Origin of the sequence: Flavobacterium sp. N2038 (assembly GCF_025947185.1) — a bacterium.
Lineage (GTDB): Bacteria > Bacteroidota > Bacteroidia > Flavobacteriales > Flavobacteriaceae > Flavobacterium.
Map to the genome: position 1 here is coordinate 3,124,524 of NZ_CP110001.1, position 19,875 is coordinate 3,144,398.

Annotated in this window: 17 protein-coding genes; 5 read left to right on the top strand and 12 right to left on the bottom strand. The window is 34.0% G+C overall.

The window, feature by feature from the left end; translation table 11 throughout:
- Positions 1–103 precede the first annotated feature (103 nt).
- Entirely contained in the window at positions 104–367 is a 264-nt protein-coding gene (locus OLM51_RS13835; RefSeq protein WP_264551191.1) for a chromate transporter, read from the top strand.
- Here OLM51_RS13835 and OLM51_RS13840 read toward each other — a convergent pair.
- Together OLM51_RS13840 and OLM51_RS13845 are read right to left on the bottom strand one after the other, a co-directional pair.
- Positions 360–830, bottom strand: coding sequence for a hypothetical protein (locus tag OLM51_RS13840; RefSeq protein ID WP_264551192.1), 471 nt, complete (start codon positions 828–830; stop codon positions 360–362). The two genes, OLM51_RS13835 and OLM51_RS13840, sit on opposite strands and share 8 nt — an antisense overlap.
- Positions 831–838: 8 nt before the next feature.
- Positions 839–1,339, bottom strand: a complete 501-nt coding sequence (locus tag OLM51_RS13845) for a TlpA family protein disulfide reductase (RefSeq protein ID WP_264551193.1) — start codon at positions 1,337–1,339, stop codon at positions 839–841.
- A 360-nt stretch (positions 1,340–1,699) separates the two neighbouring features.
- Here OLM51_RS13845 and OLM51_RS13850 point away from each other — a divergent pair, with 360 nt between their 5' ends.
- Both OLM51_RS13850 and OLM51_RS13855 read left to right on the top strand, forming a co-directional pair.
- A complete protein-coding gene (locus OLM51_RS13850; RefSeq protein ID WP_012025367.1) occupies positions 1,700–2,002 on the top strand; it encodes an ArsR/SmtB family transcription factor in 303 nt (100 codons plus the stop codon).
- A 6-nt stretch (positions 2,003–2,008) separates the two neighbouring features.
- Complete coding sequence (locus OLM51_RS13855; protein WP_264551194.1) at positions 2,009–3,115, top strand: NADH:flavin oxidoreductase; 1,107 nt, start codon at positions 2,009–2,011, stop codon at positions 3,113–3,115.
- Between the two features lie 344 nt (positions 3,116–3,459).
- Here OLM51_RS13855 and OLM51_RS13860 read toward each other — a convergent pair whose 3' ends face one another.
- The 4 genes from OLM51_RS13860 to OLM51_RS13875 form a co-directional block, all read right to left on the bottom strand.
- Entirely contained in the window at positions 3,460–4,614 is a 1,155-nt protein-coding gene (locus OLM51_RS13860) for an acyltransferase family protein (RefSeq protein WP_264551195.1), read from the bottom strand.
- 155 nt (positions 4,615–4,769) lie between these two features.
- On the bottom strand, positions 4,770–5,420 hold the full coding sequence (locus OLM51_RS13865) for a DUF1349 domain-containing protein (RefSeq protein WP_264551196.1): 651 nt from the start codon (positions 5,418–5,420) through the stop codon (positions 4,770–4,772).
- A 209-nt stretch (positions 5,421–5,629) separates the two neighbouring features.
- A complete protein-coding gene (locus OLM51_RS13870) occupies positions 5,630–7,846 on the bottom strand; it encodes a glycoside hydrolase family 3 C-terminal domain-containing protein (protein ID WP_264551197.1) in 2,217 nt (738 codons plus the stop codon).
- Positions 7,847–8,056: 210 nt separating this feature from the next.
- Positions 8,057–9,700 carry a DUF6377 domain-containing protein gene (locus OLM51_RS13875; RefSeq protein WP_264551198.1) on the bottom strand — a complete coding sequence of 548 codons (1,644 nt, stop codon included), beginning with the start codon at positions 9,698–9,700 and terminating at the stop codon, positions 8,057–8,059.
- Positions 9,701–9,830: 130 nt separating this feature from the next.
- Here OLM51_RS13875 and OLM51_RS13880 point away from each other — a divergent pair, with 130 nt between their 5' ends.
- Positions 9,831–10,175: a 5-carboxymethyl-2-hydroxymuconate Delta-isomerase gene (locus OLM51_RS13880; protein ID WP_264551199.1), complete on the top strand. Its 345-nt coding sequence runs from the start codon at positions 9,831–9,833 to the stop codon at positions 10,173–10,175.
- A 443-nt stretch (positions 10,176–10,618) separates the two neighbouring features.
- Here OLM51_RS13880 and OLM51_RS13885 read toward each other — a convergent pair whose 3' ends face one another.
- Both OLM51_RS13885 and OLM51_RS13890 read right to left on the bottom strand, forming a co-directional pair.
- Complete coding sequence (locus OLM51_RS13885) at positions 10,619–12,877, bottom strand: acyl-CoA dehydrogenase (RefSeq protein ID WP_264551200.1); 2,259 nt, start codon at positions 12,875–12,877, stop codon at positions 10,619–10,621.
- A 310-nt stretch (positions 12,878–13,187) separates the two neighbouring features.
- Positions 13,188–14,105 carry an EamA family transporter gene (locus OLM51_RS13890; RefSeq protein WP_264551201.1) on the bottom strand — a complete coding sequence of 306 codons (918 nt, stop codon included), beginning with the start codon at positions 14,103–14,105 and terminating at the stop codon, positions 13,188–13,190.
- Between the two features lie 101 nt (positions 14,106–14,206).
- Here OLM51_RS13890 and OLM51_RS13895 point away from each other — a divergent pair, with 101 nt between their 5' ends.
- Positions 14,207–15,628: a PLP-dependent aminotransferase family protein gene (locus OLM51_RS13895; RefSeq protein WP_264551202.1), complete on the top strand. Its 1,422-nt coding sequence runs from the start codon at positions 14,207–14,209 to the stop codon at positions 15,626–15,628.
- Positions 15,629–15,834: 206 nt separating this feature from the next.
- On the opposite strand, the gene OLM51_RS13900 is transcribed toward OLM51_RS13895, so the two are convergent.
- From OLM51_RS13900 to OLM51_RS13915, 4 genes are all read right to left on the bottom strand, one after another.
- A complete protein-coding gene (locus tag OLM51_RS13900) occupies positions 15,835–16,782 on the bottom strand; it encodes a bestrophin family protein (protein WP_264551203.1) in 948 nt (315 codons plus the stop codon).
- Between the two features lie 208 nt (positions 16,783–16,990).
- The gene (locus OLM51_RS13905) at positions 16,991–17,713 is read right to left on the bottom strand and encodes a hypothetical protein (protein ID WP_264551204.1); all 723 of its coding nucleotides are present in this window, start codon (positions 17,711–17,713) and stop codon (positions 16,991–16,993) included.
- Between the two features lie 77 nt (positions 17,714–17,790).
- Positions 17,791–19,194, bottom strand: coding sequence for a sensor histidine kinase (locus OLM51_RS13910; protein ID WP_264551205.1), 1,404 nt, complete (start codon positions 19,192–19,194; stop codon positions 17,791–17,793).
- Position 19,195: 1 nt separating this feature from the next.
- On the bottom strand, positions 19,196–19,870 hold the full coding sequence (locus OLM51_RS13915) for a response regulator transcription factor (RefSeq protein ID WP_213256210.1): 675 nt from the start codon (positions 19,868–19,870) through the stop codon (positions 19,196–19,198).
- Between the last annotated feature and the right edge of the window lie 5 nt (positions 19,871–19,875).

Consider the following 19,875-nt stretch of genomic DNA (forward strand, 5'->3'; position numbering starts at 1 on the left):
AGGTTGATCATAAAATAAACCCGACAGGTTTTAAAAACCTGTCGGGTTTAAAACTTGAAACAAAGAAAACCTGGAACCTGAAACAAAAAAACTATTTTGCTATTTGTTTACTATTGCAATGGCTCCTTATTTTCATAAAATTGCAGAAAATAATTCAATAAAAGCATTTGTTAATGGTATCACTGCTGCCGTTGTTGGCGCATTAGTAGGTTCTGTTTTTGTAATTGCTTCCCGAACCATAATAGATATTCCAACACTATTAATTGCAATTATTACCGTTCTTGCTTTGCTTTATATAAAGAAAATTCAAGAACCGGTAATTATAATTGTTGCAGCTGCTTTAGGAATATTGATAAAGCTTATTTAATTTCAAAAATACGAACAAACTTTTGCTCTAGTTTTTTTTTCTTTTTCTCTTCTTTCCATCTCGAATAGAAAGCCATAAAAAGCAAAAACAAATTGACAATTGTTGACGCTCGCCTGAGTCCTTTTGCAAAAAAAAGAAAAAATATATTAATTGCCAGTATAATAACTATTGGAGAAAACCTTGACCAAATTAATTGAAATTTATTATTTGGTTCAACACTATAATCTACTTTAAGTGTATTATTAATGCTTTCATATTTTCCTTTTACAACATAAAATGTTGGAGATACTATCGAATTTACAGTTAAACTAAAAGTTTTATCATCAAAAAGTCCGTAAAAAGGTTTTATTGCGCCACTTACAGGAAAGACTCTAACCTGACCTAATGTTGCTTTTGGAGCCCCGATTTCTGTATTGTTTTGTAATCTTGTACGGAATTCTGACAAACTGAGTTTTGAAGTCATTAAAATTTCTAGTTTTGTTGCGGGGTCAACAAACTGTTAACCATATCTTCTAATGCTTTCCCATGAATATTTTTAGCTAATATGATTCCGTTTTTATCAATTAAAAAATTCAAAGGAACTGATTGTAGCATATAATCTAAAGCAGCTGGAGATTTCCAGTATTGTAAATCACTTACTTGTGTCCATGGCAATTTTCCTTTTGCGATGGCACCAATCCACAAAGGTTTTTTGGTATCCATAGAAACACTGTAAATCGATAATTTATCAGGATAAGCAGTATATAACTTCTTTAATAAAGGTTGTTCTTTAATACATGGGCCACACCATGATGCCCAAAAGTCGATTAAAACCAAAGAACCTCTAAATGATGTAAGAGCAATATTATTTCCTTTTGTGTCCGGAAGATCAATTTCGGGAGCAATATCTCCAACTTCAACACCAACAACCTGGGCTTTTGAGCTGGTTACTACACAACATAAGAATCCTAAAATGAGTAATGTTTTTTTCATAATTGATTAAGTTTATTTTAGATAATTGGGGCTATCTGGTTTTAATTCTATTTTCAAAATTAGGTTGAATTCTCTCGTAAAGTCACTAAGTATTTTCATTTTTGTCATTTCGACGAAGGAGAAATCTCCGTTGCTGAATCGACAAAGATTGACTTTTCTTTGTGGAGTTTCTTGCGAAGATTTCTCCTTCGTCGAAATGACAAGTTTGTGTCTTAGCTTCGCGTCTTCGCGAGATTAATTCGTAAGCAAATATAAATTTTCTTTATTAAATTCTTTATCATTTCCTCTCCTCCATCATAAAATTTTCCTAAAAACATTTTACTTAATTGGTATATCGGGAAAAGTCGATATATTTGCGTCATGGAAAATATAGAAATTTTTAAAGCTTTATCAAATAAGTCCAGACTACAAATGCTGGAATGGCTTAAAGAACCCGAAATTAACTTTCCCGGCCAGCTTGAGCATGGTGGATTTGAACACGGAGTCTGTGTGGGACAAATTCAGGCCAAAGCCGGCTTAACACAATCTACAGTTTCAGAATATCTGTCTATTTTACAACGTGCAGGCTTTATAGAGGCTAAACGTGTTGGACAATGGACTTACTATAAACGTAACGAAGGTGCCTTTGAAGCACTCAGTAAATTAATTCAATCTAATTTGTAAATTACTATGAGTACAAACAACCTATTTTCGCCATTTAACTTAAAAACGTTAAATCTTAAAAATCGAATCGTAATGGCGCCAATGACGCGCTCATTTTCTCCAAACGGAGTTCCAACTAACGAAGTTGCTTCTTACTATCAAAAAAGAGCTGAAGGTGAAGTTGGTTTAATATTATCTGAAGGTACTGTAATTGACAGACCTTCCTCATCAAACGATGCTAATGTTCCTCATTTTTATGGCACAGAATCATTAAAAGGCTGGGAAAAAGTAATTAATGAAGTTCATGCTGCCGGCGGACAAATGGGGCCACAAATCTGGCATATGGGAATTATGGATAATCATCATTCGGGATGGGTTCCTCCTGTTCCTTTTGAAGGACCGTCCGGATTAAATCGTCCTGATTTCAGAAACGGAATTACTATGTCTGAAAAAGACATAGAAGATACTATTCTGGCTTTTGGAAAAGCTGCAGCTGATGCTAAAAGATTAGGTTTTGATACTATCGAAATTCACGGTGCACACGGATATTTAATTGATCAGTTTTTCAGGGCTGAAACTAACTTACGTACTGACATTTATGGTGGGAAAACTTTGCCAGAGCGTAACCGTTTTGCTATTGAAGTGGTAAAAGAAGTTAGAAGACAAGTAGGAAATGATTTTGCTGTAATCATGAGATTTTCTCAATTTAAACCTTCTGATTATAATTATAAACTGGCGAAAAACCCACAAGAATTAGAAGCCTGGCTTACACCACTTGTTGATGCAGGAGTTGATATTCTGCACGCTTCTCAACGCAGATTCTGGGAACCAGAGTTTGAAGATTCTGATTTGAACTTTGCAGGATGGGCTAAAAAGGTGACCGGAGCTCCAACAATTACGGTTGGTTCTGTTGGTCTTTCCAGTGATTTCTTTGGTGCATTTGCGGGAGAAAGTTCTGAGCCAACATCTTTAGAAGAATTAAACAGACGTTTTGACCGAGGCGATTTTGATTTAGTTGCTGTTGGAAGACCTCTTTTATCTGATCCAAACTGGGTTGCTAAAATTAAAGCGGGGCAATTAGATCAGTTAAAAGGTTTCAGTAAAGAAGCTTTGGGTCAATTGATTTTAGAATAATTTTTTGAGATTCTAAGATGCTAAGACTCTGAGATTCTAAGTTTTTCTTCTATTCTTTATTTAAGATTAAGAATAGCTTTAAATACAAAAGGGATAAACAAATTGTTTATCCCTTTTTTTGTTCTTCTATCGTTTCGTTTTTCTCGGTAGAGACGCACAGCAGTGCGTCTAATCAATGAGTATGTTAAAAAATCATTTTTAATCCTAATAATCTGTGGCAAAAAAATAGATGCACACCAGTGCATCTCTACATTACATTGAAACAAAATAAAAAGGATGAAATCAATTGACTTCATCCTTTTTTTGAATATCTATAACTAACAAAATTAGAAATTCAATATCGTTTATTCGGCAATTTCGACAATAACAGGTTTTCTTTTTTGAACCTTCTTCTGAAGCCAATTACGTACTGGTTCATCATACAGCTTCAGACATAAATATGCAATTACGATGCTGGAAATTAAAACTCCGATTCCTATAATATAACCGTCTTTTAGAGGAATTTTATTCTCGAATACCCAGGCTGTGTACCAATAAATTAATGGATAATGTATGATGTAAATTGGATACGAAATATCTCCCAGGGCTTTACATATTTTCAGCGAAAGCGGATTCTTTATCTCTCCTCCTGCTCCAATGGCAACAATTAACGGGAACATTAGAATAATACAGAATGATTCGTATAGACCATTCATCCATAAACTATTCTCGTCTCCAATTCTTGGTATACTGAATACTACAACAATCATAATACTGCAAATCCAAAATGCTCCTTTTACATGGATCAACTTTCCTAAACGGGAAAGTAAGACTCCGGCAAAAAACGGATATAATAAACGGGTAAAACCAACATTCATTTGTTCCAGATTCAATGACCAGCCGCCAATAACATCTCCTTTTGGCCCAAAAACGGTATAATTAATCAGCATTCCTGCAAAGATTACAACAAATACTCCTAATACTTTATTAGAGAATTTACGGAAGAATAGTGCGTATAGAATATTGGCAATATACTCAAAGAAAAGTGACCATGCAGGTCCATTTAGCGGATGCATTTCTCCCCAGCCTCTTATTTCTAAAGACGGCGGAATTGGAAGTAATGTAAATCCAATTACCATGGTTAAAATTACTTTCCAGACTTCCATTCCTGCTATCATTGGAAATACTGTGTCTGAAGCCTGAAAATAATAAAACAAAGCTCCAATAATCATCCCCATAATGACCATGGGCTGCAAACGGATTAAGCGTCGTTTGTAAAATTCCCATTGACCCATTTTCCCCCAACGGTCGTCATAGGCGTAGGCCACAACAAAACCGGATAAAAGAAAGAAGAAATCGACCGCGAGATAACCGTGATTCATGATTTGCTTAAAGCGGCTTCCTTCATTAAAAGTTTCTAAAATGTGAAAAATAACTACTAAAAGAGCGGCTACTCCGCGCAGGCCGTCTAAAATTTCATAATGCTTTTTTGGTTTAATGTCCATTGAAATTGAACTCATAAAAATATTTTTTTGTGGTTAAATGGTTAGTATTGTTTTTTGGTGAAAGCTAAAATAAGATTTTTTTAAACAATTAATATTTGCTCTATTGGATAATTATTAAACAACTCATTCATAATTATCTAATTATCTAATTGCCAAATTATCTAATTAAATTATTCCTGATGATTTTTAAGCCATTCTAATCTGCGTTGATCCGGTAAGTGTGTTACTTTGAAATTTTCAAATTTGGCTTCAAAACCTTTTCCGTCCGGAGATGCAGCCATTAAACCTACCATAACAGGCTTATTATCTTGCAATGGGGCATTTCTGGTTAGAATATAATTTTTGTCATCATAGGAAAAGAAAACCTCAACAGCATCTAATCTTCTCACGACTTTTATCCATACAAATGGTGGCGCTTTATCCAGAGTAGTAACACTCCAGTCGCTTTTATCGTGCGTTACGACTGTACTTATATTAAATTTCCCATCTACAAATTCAACTCCGGTTTTGATATAGTTTTTTTCATCAACGCGAATCATTAATCCCATTTGGTCAAAACGGGCGATGTAATTTCCGGTCAGTTTTACTTTAGCTTCAAATTCTCCTCCGTAATTAGCGTAGTAAAATGGTGCGTCATCAACTGTAAAACCGTAATGCGAAATACGCCAGTAATCACTATTGGCAGTAACATTCATAATCAAAGCGTTGTTTTTAATTTCCCATTTTTCAGGTTCATTAAACCATTGCATTTTATTCAGGCTTTGCGCCGAAAGGTTTTGTACCAAAAACAAACCCAATACTACAAGTATATTTTTTTTCATGTCAATTTTTTGTTTTTTTTTTACCATTAAGATATTAAGCTAATTAAGCATTGTGTTTGCGACACTAAAAAATGGATTTACTATTAAGAAAGTTAAGTTTTGTACTTAATATCTAAATCGTGAGAAAATAAAAATCTAGTTTTAAAAAGCAAAGCTGCAAACTTTTACACTTGCAGCTTTACAAACCAACCAATTTAGAAATAATGAAATTATTGAAGTGAAAAAATCACTTTAGATTTTATATCTGTTGAAGAGGCTCCAACAATAGCTTCAAAATCACCTGGCTCGGCAACCCAGTCATGTTTTTTATCGTCAAAGAAACTTAATGCAGTTTTATCAACTGTAAAAGTTACTGTTTTTTCTTCTCCTGCTTTAAGCAAAACTTTCTCAAATCCTTTTAATTCCTTAATCGGGCGTGGTAATGAAGATTTTAAATCACTAATGTACAATTGTACAGTCTCAGCTCCTTCTCTGTTTCCCGTATTTTTTACTTTTACAGAGAATGAAATTTTATCTCCGGCAGCTAATTGTTTTTTATCGGCTGTTACTTTTCCATAAGCAAAAGTGGTATAGCTTAACCCGTGACCAAAAGAAAATAAAGGTTTTACCTTTTGCTTGTCTGCCCAACGGTAACCAACAAAAATTCCTTCGTTGTATTTTACCTCGTCACCACCAGGAAATTCCCCTAATGCGTGTGCACCGTTATCTGCTAATTTTACCGGGAAAGTAAAAGTAAGTTTCCCTGAAGGGTTTACATCTCCAACCAAAACATTTGCCAAAGCGTTTCCTGCTTCTGTACCTAAAAACCATCCCTGAACAATTCCCGGAACTTCTTTTACCCATGGCATTGCCACAGCATTTCCTGAAATATTTACAAAAACAATATTCTTATTTACTTTTGCTAACTCACTGATTAATTTATCCTGACCATAAGGCAATCCTAATGCTGCACGATCATGTCCTTCGTCATCCTGATTTTCGCTTTTATTTAAACCTCCAATAAAAAGAACAATATCTGCATCTTTAGCAATTTTTAAAGCTTCAGCAGTTAATTCTGCCTGCGGACGTTTTTCTTCTAAACTTACTTTTGCAATTACGCCATTATAATTACTTGTCGGATCACCAACATAACCACGAGCGTACACAATTTCAGCCTGATTACCAATTCTTTTCTTTAAACCCTCAAGTGGAGTAATTTCATATCTTGCTTTTAGAGACGAACTTCCACCTCCAACAGTCATCATTTTGATTGCATTTTCACCAATTACCGCAATTTTCTTTGTTTTAGAAAGGTTAATTGGCAAAATGTTATTGGTGTTCTGTAATAATACAATTCCTTCTTCAGCAATTTTACGTCCTGCATCTGCATGTTCCTGAGTTCCAAACGATCCAAAAGGACGATTTTTATCCATTGTAGTTAAGAAAGCTAAACGAAGTACACGACGTACTTTTTCGTCTAGTTCTTTTGTTCCTACTTCTCCTTTTCTGATCATTTCAGAATATGGTTTTGCTAAAAAGTAGTTATCATAAGCATTACTTGTTCCCCATGAAAGGCCGTTTGTCCATGAACCAAATTCCATATCCAGGCCATTATGAATAGCTTGTTTGGTATCGCTTACTCCGCCCCAATCTGACACCACAACTCCTTTGAAACCCCATTCTCCACGAAGAATGTCATTTAACAAATATTCGTTATGACAACATTGTTGCCCTTTGTATTTATTATAAGAGCCCATAATTGACCAAACATCCCCTTCCTGAACTGCCGCTTTAAAGGCCGGAAGATAGATTTCGTACAAAGCACGATCATCAACAATTACGTTTACAGAATTTCGGTTTGTTTCCTGATTGTTTAAAGCAAAATGTTTTACACAAGCGGCAACTCCGTTTGCCTGTACACCTTTTATATAAGGAACCACCATTTTTGAAGCTAAAAACGGATCTTCTCCCATATATTCGAAGTTACGGCCGTTTAATGGGCTTCTGTAAATGTTTACTCCTGGTCCTAATAATACATTTTTGTTACGGTAACGTGCTTCTTCTCCAATAGATTTACCATATAAAGAAGCCAAATCTTTGTTCCAGGTTGCAGAAAGGGCTGTAAGGGCCGGAAAAGCAATACAAGAGTCGTTTGTCCATCCTGCCTGATCCCATTCATCCCATTTAACCTCTGTACGAATTCCGTGTGGTCCGTCGGTCATCCAGTTTTCAGGAATTCCAAGACGTTTTACTCCAGGAGAACTAAATTTAGACTGTGCATGGATAATGGCAATTTTCTCCTCGGTTGTCATTCGCTTAAGCGCATCTTCTACGCGCTCATTAATTGGCATTTTATCATCAAGATAAACCGGAACTTTATTTTGCGCATTCAATCCGAATGAACTCAATAAAACTAAAACAACGATTGTTTTAACGTTTTTAAACATAACTAATTATTTATTTAAGCATTCAATATATAATCTAAAAGATACTAGTAGTCAATAGTACCTTTTAATAATATTGTAAAGCTAAAACGTTATAGTGTGTGTTAAATTTTTAAACGAAAAAAAGTAGTAAATAAAAAAATTAAAACATTAATTATCAGATATATAACTAAAAATAAAACCAAAAAAAAGTAGTGATTTTAAAATAAATCTTTATGATTTCAATGTAATTAAACCAATTTTCATGACCATTTCTTCAAAATCATTTCGGGAAACAGCAGCTTTATTTCTGCCTCTTGTTCGATAATTATAAATTGTACTTAATGAGTAACGAAGAAAGGCTGCTATTTTGACACTATCTGTAATTCCTAAACGAATCAGTGCAAAAATGCGAAGCTCCGTATTTAACAATTCTCCTTGTTTTAAAATTATTTGCTCGTCTTTAGTAAGCAACTCGTTAAAGTCTTTCACGAAAGTGGGATATAAATTCAAAAAGATAATATCAAAATTCTTGTACAATTCTTCCAGTTCATTATCAACTAAAGTTGTTGATTTTAGAATTTTATAGATTTCGTCAAACTGTTTTGCTGTTGCTTTTTTGTTTAAAATAATACGGTAGTTTTCTAGTTTATTGATATAAGTAGAACAAAGACTAAAGAAATGAGCAATATATTCTTCTTTAATATGATTTGATTCAGACAATTGCGCATTACGTTCCTGAAGCTGCTCGTTGGTTTTGGTAATGTCCTGATTTAGTCTGGCTAGTTCTTGACTAGTTTCATAAAGCTCTCCACGAATTCTGGAAACTTTTTTCATTTGTTTGTAAACATAAATCACTGCTGCAATCAAAAATACAGACAGTAAACTTATACACAACAAATAAAGCTGCAATTCTGTTTTTCGTTTGGCTTCTTTCTCTAAATAAACGGTATTAATGATCGAATACACTTCAGACATTAACAGGGTTCTAAACTGAACATTACAATACAGGGCATCTTCAATGGCTGATTGTGTCAGTTTATAAGCCATATCTACATCGCCAATTTTATAAAATACTAAGGCCAGTTCCTGAAGTGAAGCATTGTCTTTATTAGCATTTTTGATATCTGCTGTTGCAGAAAGTGCATAATATTTTTTTCTCAGTTCAAGCTGGTTTGTGTTTTCATAAATATTGCCCAACAGATACGTTATCATCGCATATTGGGGATTATCTTCTTTGATGTTTTTTAATAAAATTAGCAACTGCTTTTGAGAGCTGACAAATTTTTTCTGCGAAATTCCCTGTTGAATTTTATTGATTTTGTAATTTAAAGTATTTGGATCCAGGACTGTCAATAAAGAATCTCTATAGCTGCGAATTTGCTGAATGTATTTTGCATCGTAGCTATTTGCAGCATAATGCTCAAAAAACTCACGATACGCAACGTAATAAGTGGGCAATAAAGAAGCTGACAGTTTCTTTTTGTCGATACTTTTTAGAATTGCTTCAGACTCCCGGTATTTTCCAGAAGAAGAGTAAAGCGTAACCAATTGCAAATTGGCCAGATCAGACAATTCTTTATTTTGAAGTTCAGCGGCAAGTTTCAGATTCTTTTTAACATAAAAAATAGCCGAATCCGAATTGAATTTTTGATATTCAGCATACAATGCTTTATTGTAATTGTATTCCTGTTCTTTGGTTAAATTATCGGACTTTATTTTTTTGAAATTTAAAATCCGTTCTTCCTTTAACCGAACATAATGTGCTTTGTTTTGCAAGGCCAGATTTAAGTTCGTCAGAATATCATCTGTACTTTCCGTCGCATTAACAGTACAGCAAATAAGAACGATAAAAAGAAACAGAAATGGATTTTTCAAACTAATAAAAAGATAAATGAAACATACAAATATAATAAAGCTTCGATAGAAAAATATACTTTATAAGATTATTACAAGTATTGTTTTTTATATTTTTGTTACAACAGAAACTAACTTAAAATATAAGATCATGCCACATTTTATAATTGATTGTTCCGAAAATGTAATACGATTAAAATCTCCGGATGAAATAATGCAAGAGGTTTTTGATTCGGCTTCATCAACAGGGCTTTTTCCACTCTCGGAAATTAAAGTACGCATAAACCCATTTAGTTATTACAATAACGGAAATAGTCTGGATGATTTCATACACGTTTTTGGATACATCATGGAGGGCCGAAATTCTGAACAGAAAAGCAATTTATCTCAAGGTATTATAACCCGTTTAAATACTTTACTTCCTGAGGTTTCTGTTATTTCAATTAATATTAGTGACTTTGAAAAGGCTAGTTATTTTAATAAAACGATGATTTAAAAAGAGTTAATGATATAAATAATTTTATCACAATAAACTAATTACTATAACAAAACAATATCTCACAACATAATCTTATCATTGTAAGGAACGAGAAATCGCACCACAGAATCAACAAAGATTATAAACATAGCCCGCAGTTTCAACCGTGGGAACGTATAGAAGATTTTGATAACCGTTGCGTTCCCGCGGTTGAAACCGCGGGCTATAATAATTTACATGAATTCTATTTTTAGATTTCGCATCTATGTCTTGTCATCCAGAGGAAGGAGAAATGGCAAGATTGTCGATTATGATCGCGAAGGATGGATTAAAATCCATCCCTACAATATAATTTGTTCCTTTGGAACGCTTTTAAAAAATCATTTTCAATCCCTCTAATCTGTGACTAAAAAAACAAAACTTTAAATGAACTTATATAACTTATATGGTTCAAAAAAAAACTAAACAGCAATTGGCGCCGCCAAACAACTCTCAGGAATATCAAAAGCATTTACCAAAGCCACCGCATCAGGACGAATATCCCAGCATAACTGATTGACCATTTTTCGAACTGCTTTTGTTTTTACCGCTTCCATATACCCATCTTCCAAAAACCAGCCTTTGTTTTTTTCTAATTGAGAAAGTGCATATAGCTGATTTAATCTGGTTAGTATTTCTTTTGTTTTCTGATCTTCAACTGATTTAACTGCTAATTGAAATTGCTCTAAAACAACCCGTTCCAAATAGGCCTGCGCCACATCTATCATTTGATGCTGCACTACATTAAAAGCATCATAAGCATCTAAACCTCCATCTATTAATTTTTTAATACGTTTTGCTGCAGATGCTATAATTGTTTTTTCTCTGTGAACAAACGCCTGCAGATGAAATTCACCATCTAATAAATGTTCTTCATCTGTTCTGCGGGTTGCAATGGGATTTTTCTCTGCCAGTGCCGTTTTAGCATTTTCATAAACATAATTTATAATTCCGGCTGCTCCCATTTCACCAAATGCTTTTCTAAATTCAGATAAACGATTTTTGGCTACCAATTGCATTAAAACGGTGTTATCACCTTCAAAAGTGGTATAAATTTCGGTGTCATTTTTTAAGGCATCAATTCGGTTTTCAGACAAATATCCTTTTCCTCCGCAGGCTTCACGACATTCCTGTAGAATATCTCTTGTATTCCAGGTTGAATAGGATTTCATTCCGGCTGCCAAAGCTTCTATTTCCTGCATTTCGGCTTCGGTTCGGTTTAAAAATCTGCTGGTTAAATATTGAAGTGCAAAATGAACAGCATATGTTTTAGCCAAATTAGGCAATAACCTTCTCTGATGCATTCTGTAATTTAAAATCGGAACTTCTGAGCCGCCTTCAGGTCCAAATTGTCTTCTTTGATCGCTGTAGCGAATGGCGATTGTTAATCCTGATTTGGCTGCAGCCAAAGCTGAACGCGGAATTCCGATTCTGCCTCCTACCAAAGTCCCTAACATGGTAAAGAATCGACGATTATCACTCGGAATCGGGCTTTCAAACTCTCCGTTTTCATTTACAGAAGCAAAACGATCGAGCATATTGTCTTTTGGAATCACGACATGATCAAAACTAATGGTTCCGTTATCTACTCCGTTTAACCCCATTTTATGTCCGCAATCGCCAATAGTTACGCCTTTTACAACATTTCCGTTTGAATCACGCAATGGCACTACAAAAGCATTTACGCCATAATCATGATCGTCAATAATTAGTTTTGCAAAAACCGTTGCCATTTGCCCGTGAACGGCCGCGTTGCCTATATATTCTTTCTGTGCATTTTTATTGGGTGTATGAATAATAAAAGTCTGATCGTTATGATTGTAAGTTGCCGTAGTTTCCAGTCCTTTTACATTTGATCCGTGATGTGTTTCGGTCATCGCAAAACAACCCGGAAGTTTAAGCGAACCAATATCTTTTAAGTATTTGGCATAATGTTTCTCGGTTCCTAACGATTGAACGCTCATGCCCCAAAGTCCAAACTGAACGCCAAATTTTATTACCAGACTCAAATCGTGATAACTCAGCGTTTCCATAATGGCAAAATAATCTTCTATGTTTCCTCCACCGCCATATTCTTTCGGATAGGCCATATTTCCAAGGTTTTCTTTGGCCAGGATTTTACACCAATTGTATACAGTTTGTCTAAATACATGGATATCTGTTGATGTCTCATAAGCGAATTCCGGTCTGGAAATAATCGCTTTTACTCTTTTGATGATTGGAGCTTCTTTTCCGTCCAAAAGCTCCGTAATCTTCTTAACATCAAAATCAGAACTTACTTGTGACCCCGCCGTAAGAGAATTGACTTTGGTTTTAAAACTCTGAATTACTTCTTCACCTAAAACTCCAAGATCGTTTTCGAGTTTTGTAAAATCTGATTCTATTGGTGTCAAATCTAAATCATTTCCTGAAAGTGCTTTTGCAATATCAAAAATCGACTTAATGGATGATTTATCCTGAATACTTTTTTCGATATCCAATTTCCATTGCGTGAGTTCATTTCGCGAAGGCGGATTTGAAATATCTACTTTAGAAAGTAAATAATCTTTTTCTTCTTCTGATAAAACATTTAAGGAATTTATGAACTCTTTTAGTGTCGAAAACTCTTTCTGAGTCAAAAGATCATCAGACCACACTAAATAAAACAACGGAGTAAAGGCTTGAAGTTTGGAAATTTTCATAGAGAATAGTTTTTATTATTGGGCCACAGATTACACAGATTTAAGGGATTATTTTTCTTTGTGTTGAAAATTAGCCACGGCTCGAGCGATAGCGAACAGGCGAAGCAATTCACGATTTTTTTTAAATGTATTTTACACAATCATTCGTGAATTCGTGGTTAAAAAAACTTTTAAATCTATACAATCTATGTTCAAATTCAATTTTACTGCATAAAAAAACAGGAATGAAAAATACTCATTCCTGTTTTAAAACCCTGTTAAGATTCTCGTAATTTTACATTTTAAACCAATAAAAAATATAAGATTATGTCTATTGAGAATCTTTAGACGACAGGATATATTTTTGTTTTAAAGCAAAAATATGATGTGAATTAAAAACTAACACTGCGATAAAAATAATGCAGTATGCTATAATTTGTATGATCCCGAATGGTTCTTTATAAAAAAACATAGCCAAAAGGAAAGCAATCATTGGATTAATATTTAAAAGCATTCCAACGGTTGACGAATTAATTCCGGAAAGTGCGTACAGATTAAGAAACAACGGAAAAATGGTAAACAATATCGCAATGGTCTCTATACAAAAGTAAAACTTAAATTCCATAGGTACCACCCCGCTATATGCCGGATAAAATGGCAATAAAAATAGTGCTGCCAATGTGATATGAAATGTGAGTACTATAAATTTATCAAATCCTTTATTAATACGCTGACTTACTAAATAAGAAGCATATGTAAATCCAATAATGATACTAAAAAACATATCCATAATATTGGCATAAGATAATAGTATACAGCCTGAAACACTTAACCCGACCGCAATCCATTGTGTTTTACTTAATTTTTCATGCAAAATGAAATAGGCCAGTAATGTGGTTAGAATTGGACAAACCAAATAGGCCAAAGAAGTCGCTTTTACGCTTACATGATTCATCACATAAATAAAGGTAAACCAGTTTGCCATCAGGAAAACGCTTCCTCCAATGTTTAACAGAGTACTTTTTCTTTTCTCTGCTTTTGGCAATGCTTTAAAAGTTTCGATTGTTTCTCTGACTTTTTTTCTCCTGAAGGTAAAAGAAATCAGTAACATCAAAATACTACAACTGAAAACACGGTAAAACAAAATATCCAGAGAAGGGTAATCATGGATGGGTTTTAGCACTAAACTAAAAAATCCCCAGATTACAAAACAGGTAATCGCAGCAATGTAATATTTTGTTGTTTTCACAGGATCGAATTTTTAAATTTCTTTGATGAAACAAATTTCTAAAAAATAAAACAGCAATACAGATACAGTTTTTGTAAATTGCACCATAACAGTTTTTTTTTATGAAAAATTCAAATTACTTGTATCTTCAGTTTGCAGACCGAATCGAAAAACAAATAAAATCGGGCGTTTTAAGTGTTGGCGATAAACTTCCTTCTATACGTGAAGTCTGTGCCGAAACGGGATACAGCATGAGTACAGTAAGTAAGGCTTACTATGAAGTAGAAAGCCGTTCTCTGATTGAATCACGACCGCAATCAGGGTATTATGTAAGCAATACATCTGCCCGAATAATTACGGAGCCTTCGCCAAGCAGTCCTATTTTTAAAGGTGCAAATATTAATCGGGAAGATTTAATTGATCAGGTTTACGGTAATATGACGGATAAAAATATCACAATGCTTTCATTGGGATTTCCGTCAAATGAATTATTGCCTATTGCCAAATTAAACAAAGGAATGATTCAGGCCATGCGATCTCTGCCCAATAGCGGAACAAGTTATGATCAGGTAAAAGGGAATCTTAATTTAAGAAGAGAAATTGCACGCTGGTCGTTTACCTGGGGCGGATCGCTTACAGAAGAGGACATTATTACAATGCCGGGCTGCACAAGTGCGATATCACATTGCTTAATGACACTGACTAAGCCCGGAGATACTATTATTACAGAAAGTCCCGCTTATTTTGGTATATTACAACTTGCTAAATCACTAGGTTTGTATATCATGGAATTGCCTACTAATATGACTACAGGAATAGAGCTGGAAGCATTAAAAAAAGCATTGGCCTCTAAAAAGGTAAAACTATGTTTGCTCATGAGCAACTTTAGCAATCCTTCCGGAAGTATGATGCCTGCTGAACATAAAATTGAAGTGGTGAGATTAATGGAATTTTATAATATTCCATTGATTGAAGATGATATACACGGTGATTTGTATTTTGGCTCCAGCCGTCCAACGAATTGTAAAACGTATGATGAAAGCGGAATTGTACTTTGTTGCAGTTCGGTCTCTAAAACACTTTCTCCTGGATATCGTGTGGGCTGGGTTTCTCCGGGGAAATTCAAAAAGCAAATTCTACGCAATAAAATTTATCATTCTCTCTCCTCTCCTACTATTACCCATGAAGTTGTGGGAGATTTTCTTAAAAACGGCCGTTACGAAAATCATCTTCGCAAAATACGTCAGATTTTAAATCACAATTGCAATAATTATATCAATACCGTTTTAGAATCTTTTCCTGCGGGAACTAAAGTGAGTCAGCCACAGGGCGGTTTTTTTCTTTGGATCGAATTGGATAAAAGTATCGATACTGCTGATTTTTATAATTTGGCAATGCAACATAAAATTAGTATTGCTCCAGGCAGGATTTTCTCATTTCAGGATCAGTTTTCAAATTGTATGCGTTTGAGTTTTGGGCTTCCGTGGACTAATGAATTAAGAACTGCTATTCAGACATTGGGAAGATTAGCGAAGCAATTATAAATATTTTAAAACTCTTCAAATTAACATAGCCCGTGGTTTCAACCACAGAAACACACGGGAGGTTTTAATATTCTTTACGTTCCGGCGGTTGAAACCGCTGGCTATGTTTAAGATGTTTGTGTGCAATTCCTGTTTAAAAAAAAAAAAGCAGAACAGCACAATTAAGCACTGTCCTGCAAACAATTAACAAGACCAAAATTAAATTTTTACAGAACGAAATACGCGTCTTTTTCGACTTTCTTTGGTTCGTCTTTTAAATCAAATTCTCTTAAAATATCAAATTCACTTTGATATTCGTTTAGCATCTGTTTAATATTCTTCTCAATTGTATTCGCAATTGTTGTTACGGGCGTATCTGTAGGTCTGTTTTCAAACGGATCCTGTAAATGAATTGCCATTCTTTCAATCAGAAAAAAAGCTGCTGCAATGGCTGTAATCAATGGAATAGCAAACCAGCTTAATACACTGGTTAATCCAAATGGCAATAAGAAAACAAACAAACACAGTGTAAGTCTTATATACATACTGTATGTCGTTGGGAAGATCGTGTTTTTAATTCGCTCACATTTTCCCATTTCATCGCACAATCTCGACAATGTATTATCGATCTCAACCTGCTGATACATATTGAATCTCTTGTCGTTTTTTGCGTTTCTTAAATCTCTTGCATGAAGCATTAAAATTGCATTAGGAATGTTCTGATGGTTTTTGATGTATTTTATTTCATCTTCATTCATTAAACCTTCAAGTGGTTTTATGGCATCTTTATTTCGAAGCGCCTGACCTAAACTATAGCACCATGCGATTTGTCTTTTTGCGAAATTCTCTTTGAACTCACTGGCTTCAACAGAAAAATCAGGATCTTTGTAAAATGTCAGTACCTGACGTATTAAGGTTCTCGAATCATTTACAATTGCTCCCCACACAATACGGGCTTCCCACCATCTGTCGTAAGCCTGATTGGATTTGAAGGCCAATAATAATGATATAATGGTACCAATCATGGTTGGAATAGCAATTGGAATATCGACCGGCAGATTGATAAAGTAGTAATGAAAAATTTCAAATAAAATGGTATAAGCTAATACCAATAGTATTTCGACTTTAATTTTTCCGAGAACGTACTTCATTGGTATTCTTTTCTTTAATAACATATTTTCGGTTTTAAATTAATTTTTGGGCTGTTTAGTTCTAAGTAATTAGTCCTTAGTGATTAACATTTAGGAATTGGTTCTTTGTAATTGTCTTTAGACTCAATAAATGTTCTTAATACTATATCTATAAAGTTTTAGATTTTCAAAATCAACTCATTGCCCAAACTAAAACAGAAACAGCTACTAAAAACTAAGGACTAAGAAGTAATTAAACCATCTCTTCGTACAATGAAAGCACCGGAAGTCCCAGCTTTTCATTCATGTCCTGCTTTTTTGTTTTTTTGAATTTTATTTTTTCTCCTTTACGGGTTTCTACCAGCAAATCAATTTCATACTTCGAAATTGCTTCAGATAAAAAAGGAGCCAACTCATCGTAATTATCATCAATTTTAGAAGTCTGACTTACAATTTCATAAGAGAAATTCTCACTCAAAAATTGCTGAACATCTTTTACATGTAGTTGCGCACCAGAATTTTCAATGTAAAGTGCTTTATTGAAATCGTTTTTGATTTGTTCTGTCCCCAAATGCAGAATTGGACATTTCTGATTTCCTGCTAATTGAACCAAATATTGATGAATGCGCTTTGTCTCCTGCTTATAAGAGTTGGTCAGAATAACCAATTTTACAGAAAAATGCTCTATAACACGTTTAAAAATTGGAGATGAAAGCCCATATTGGTTGTGAATTTTGATTTTGCAGTTTTTAGTATGATCGATCATATATCGACAAGTTTCCAAAACCTCTTCCTGACTTATGGTAAGTCCGGTTTTCATTTCACGCAGAAAAAAAGACGACGAAAAGGAATCCGGGGTTTCAGCTACCATCATTAAAATGATTTCGCAGTTGCAGTCTTTTGCCTGGCTAATGGCTGATTTTACAGCACAAATAGTATCGTCTTTTAATGTAGTAGGTATAAGGAAATTTTTCATATGTATATTCTTTTAGTTTATACATACAAAATAACTCCGCTTACATTAGAAGGGTCTTAATCTGAAATTAGAATTTCTTAAGATTCAACATTAGAAATTTTAATGTTATTCTTCTTTATATTTGATTTATTGAAAATAAGAGTAACAATCGTTCCTTTATTTTGTTCTGATTGCACCTGAATTTCACCACCGTGCATTCTGATTATTTTGGAAGCCAAAGGAAGTCCTAAACCATAACCTATATACTTTGTAGCAATCTTACCTCTGAAAAAAGGTTCGTATAGATGTGGAATATCTTCCGGCGGAATACCAATCCCGATATCATTAATCGAAATTTTAATAGCTTCCTGATTTGCCGAAAGCGTTACAAAAACTTCATTATTATCAGAATACTTAACTCCATTGGTAATAATGTTATTTATTGCTAATTCTAAAAGTGGCTTATTGCACGGGATTAAAAGTAAATTTGAATCTTTTGGTGCAAAATTAAGTTTTATGCTTACTCTGTTATCAGGGAAAATCTTATCCAAATCTGATTTTACATCCAACAACAACTCGTCGATTCTGGCGATATCCAACACCTGTTTTTTGCCGTCATAACCGGTTTGTGTCAGTTTTAACAGACTTTCGGTTAGATTTCCTAATCTGGATGCCTGACTATATATATTTTGCAGAGATTCTACATACTCAGCAACATTTCTTTCTTTCAAAAGCATAATTTCAGCTTCGGCAATAATGGTGGTTATTGGAGTTTTTAATTCGTGTGAAGCATTATTTATAAAATTAGCCTGAATTTCAAAAGAGGTTTCCAGCCTGTCCAGCATATCATTGAACGTTGCGGTAAGATCTGAAATTTCGTCTGAGTTTTTTACTTCCGGCAATCTGTTGTGCAGGTTTGATGCACTTATTCGATTTACTTCTTTAGTGATTCTGGCAACAGGATTAATAACACGCTTTGCTAAAAAACGTCCTAAAAAAAAGGCAAGGAAAACAAATCCAATTCCGCCAAAAAGTAAAATTCTGACGATATAAATTGTTGTTGTTTTTCCACGTTTATCTCTGGCTCCAACAACTACAATATACTTTTGATTATTTTCTGTAAAAACCTGTCCTAAATAATATTTACTATTGATCTCAAAGTAATCTTTTCCGGTATTTAAAACATTGGTATAAAACTCATTCGGCAAATTTAGTTTTGTATTATAATCAAAACTATTGGCACTGTTTATTTTAAGAACAAATTCTTCTTCTTCAATTAATTCTTCGAGTCCGTTTTCTTTAAGATTACTATAGTACTTCTTTTTCTCAGGATCATTCTGAAAGTGAATTGAAGCCACAATTTTTGCTCTGTCTTCTAATCGTTTTAAGAAATGATAACGGTTATTTTCCTTGAATAAAACGAGTACAATAATACACAATAGCAAAGTGCTAAAGGTAGAAAGTGCAACATATGTAAAGGTTATTCTTTTTCTTATATCCATTCTATGGCTTTATCACATAACCTAACCCTTTCATGGTATGAATTAGTTTGGTTTTAAAAGGTTTATCTATTTTTTTTCGCAAATAGGTAATATATACATCGACAACGTTGGTATTCATATCAAAATTAATATCCCAGACATTATCCAGAATTTGATCTCTTGAAACAATACGTCCTGAATTTTTAGCCAGATAGTACAATAATTTAAACTCTTTAGCTGTTAAGATAATAGATTCATTATCTCTTTTTACTGTTTTGGCTTTGCCATTTATTTCTAAATCGCCAATCTGTAAAGTATCTATTTTTTCTGTATCCTGATTGGCTCTTCTGTTTAAGGCATTAACCCTCGCATCGAGTTCTCCAAATTTAAATGGTTTAACCAAATAGTCATCGGCTCCGGCATTAAGTCCGGTTACTATATTCTCTGAAGTTCCAAGGGCTGTTAAAAGCAAAATAGGTACGAAGTTTTTACTTGCTCGTAATCTTCTACAGATTTCAATACCGTTTATATCCGGAAGCATGACATCCAGTACAACAACATCAAAATCATAATTCTGAATCATCTCAAGGGCAGTTTTACCATCAAGAGCTACGCTTACTTCGTTATTATTTTCAGCAAATCCTTTGCGCAAAATGGACAAAAGATTTGGTTCATCTTCGACTATCAGTAATTTCATTTAAA

Excerpts from the sequence above, each read along its gene's own strand:
- OLM51_RS13840 (WP_264551192.1), bottom strand. The coding sequence starts at position 830 with ATGACTTCAAAACTCAGTTTGTCAGAATTCCGTACAAGATTACAAAAC.
- OLM51_RS13845 (WP_264551193.1), bottom strand. The coding sequence starts at position 1,339 with ATGAAAAAAACATTACTCATTTTAGGATTCTTATGTTGTGTAGTAACC.
- OLM51_RS13850 (WP_012025367.1), top strand. The coding sequence starts at position 1,700 with ATGGAAAATATAGAAATTTTTAAAGCTTTATCAAATAAGTCCAGACTA.
- OLM51_RS13855 (WP_264551194.1), top strand. The coding sequence starts at position 2,009 with ATGAGTACAAACAACCTATTTTCGCCATTTAACTTAAAAACGTTAAAT.
- OLM51_RS13860 (WP_264551195.1), bottom strand. The coding sequence starts at position 4,614 with ATGAGTTCAATTTCAATGGACATTAAACCAAAAAAGCATTATGAAATT.
- OLM51_RS13865 (WP_264551196.1), bottom strand. The coding sequence starts at position 5,420 with ATGAAAAAAAATATACTTGTAGTATTGGGTTTGTTTTTGGTACAAAAC.
- OLM51_RS13870 (WP_264551197.1), bottom strand. The coding sequence starts at position 7,846 with ATGTTTAAAAACGTTAAAACAATCGTTGTTTTAGTTTTATTGAGTTCA.
- OLM51_RS13880 (WP_264551199.1), top strand. The coding sequence starts at position 9,831 with ATGCCACATTTTATAATTGATTGTTCCGAAAATGTAATACGATTAAAA.
- OLM51_RS13885 (WP_264551200.1), bottom strand. The coding sequence starts at position 12,877 with ATGAAAATTTCCAAACTTCAAGCCTTTACTCCGTTGTTTTATTTAGTG.
- OLM51_RS13895 (WP_264551202.1), top strand. The coding sequence starts at position 14,207 with ATGAAAAATTCAAATTACTTGTATCTTCAGTTTGCAGACCGAATCGAA.
- OLM51_RS13900 (WP_264551203.1), bottom strand. The coding sequence starts at position 16,782 with ATGTTATTAAAGAAAAGAATACCAATGAAGTACGTTCTCGGAAAAATT.
- OLM51_RS13905 (WP_264551204.1), bottom strand. The coding sequence starts at position 17,713 with ATGAAAAATTTCCTTATACCTACTACATTAAAAGACGATACTATTTGT.
- OLM51_RS13910 (WP_264551205.1), bottom strand. The coding sequence starts at position 19,194 with ATGGATATAAGAAAAAGAATAACCTTTACATATGTTGCACTTTCTACC.
- OLM51_RS13915 (WP_213256210.1), bottom strand. The coding sequence starts at position 19,870 with ATGAAATTACTGATAGTCGAAGATGAACCAAATCTTTTGTCCATTTTG.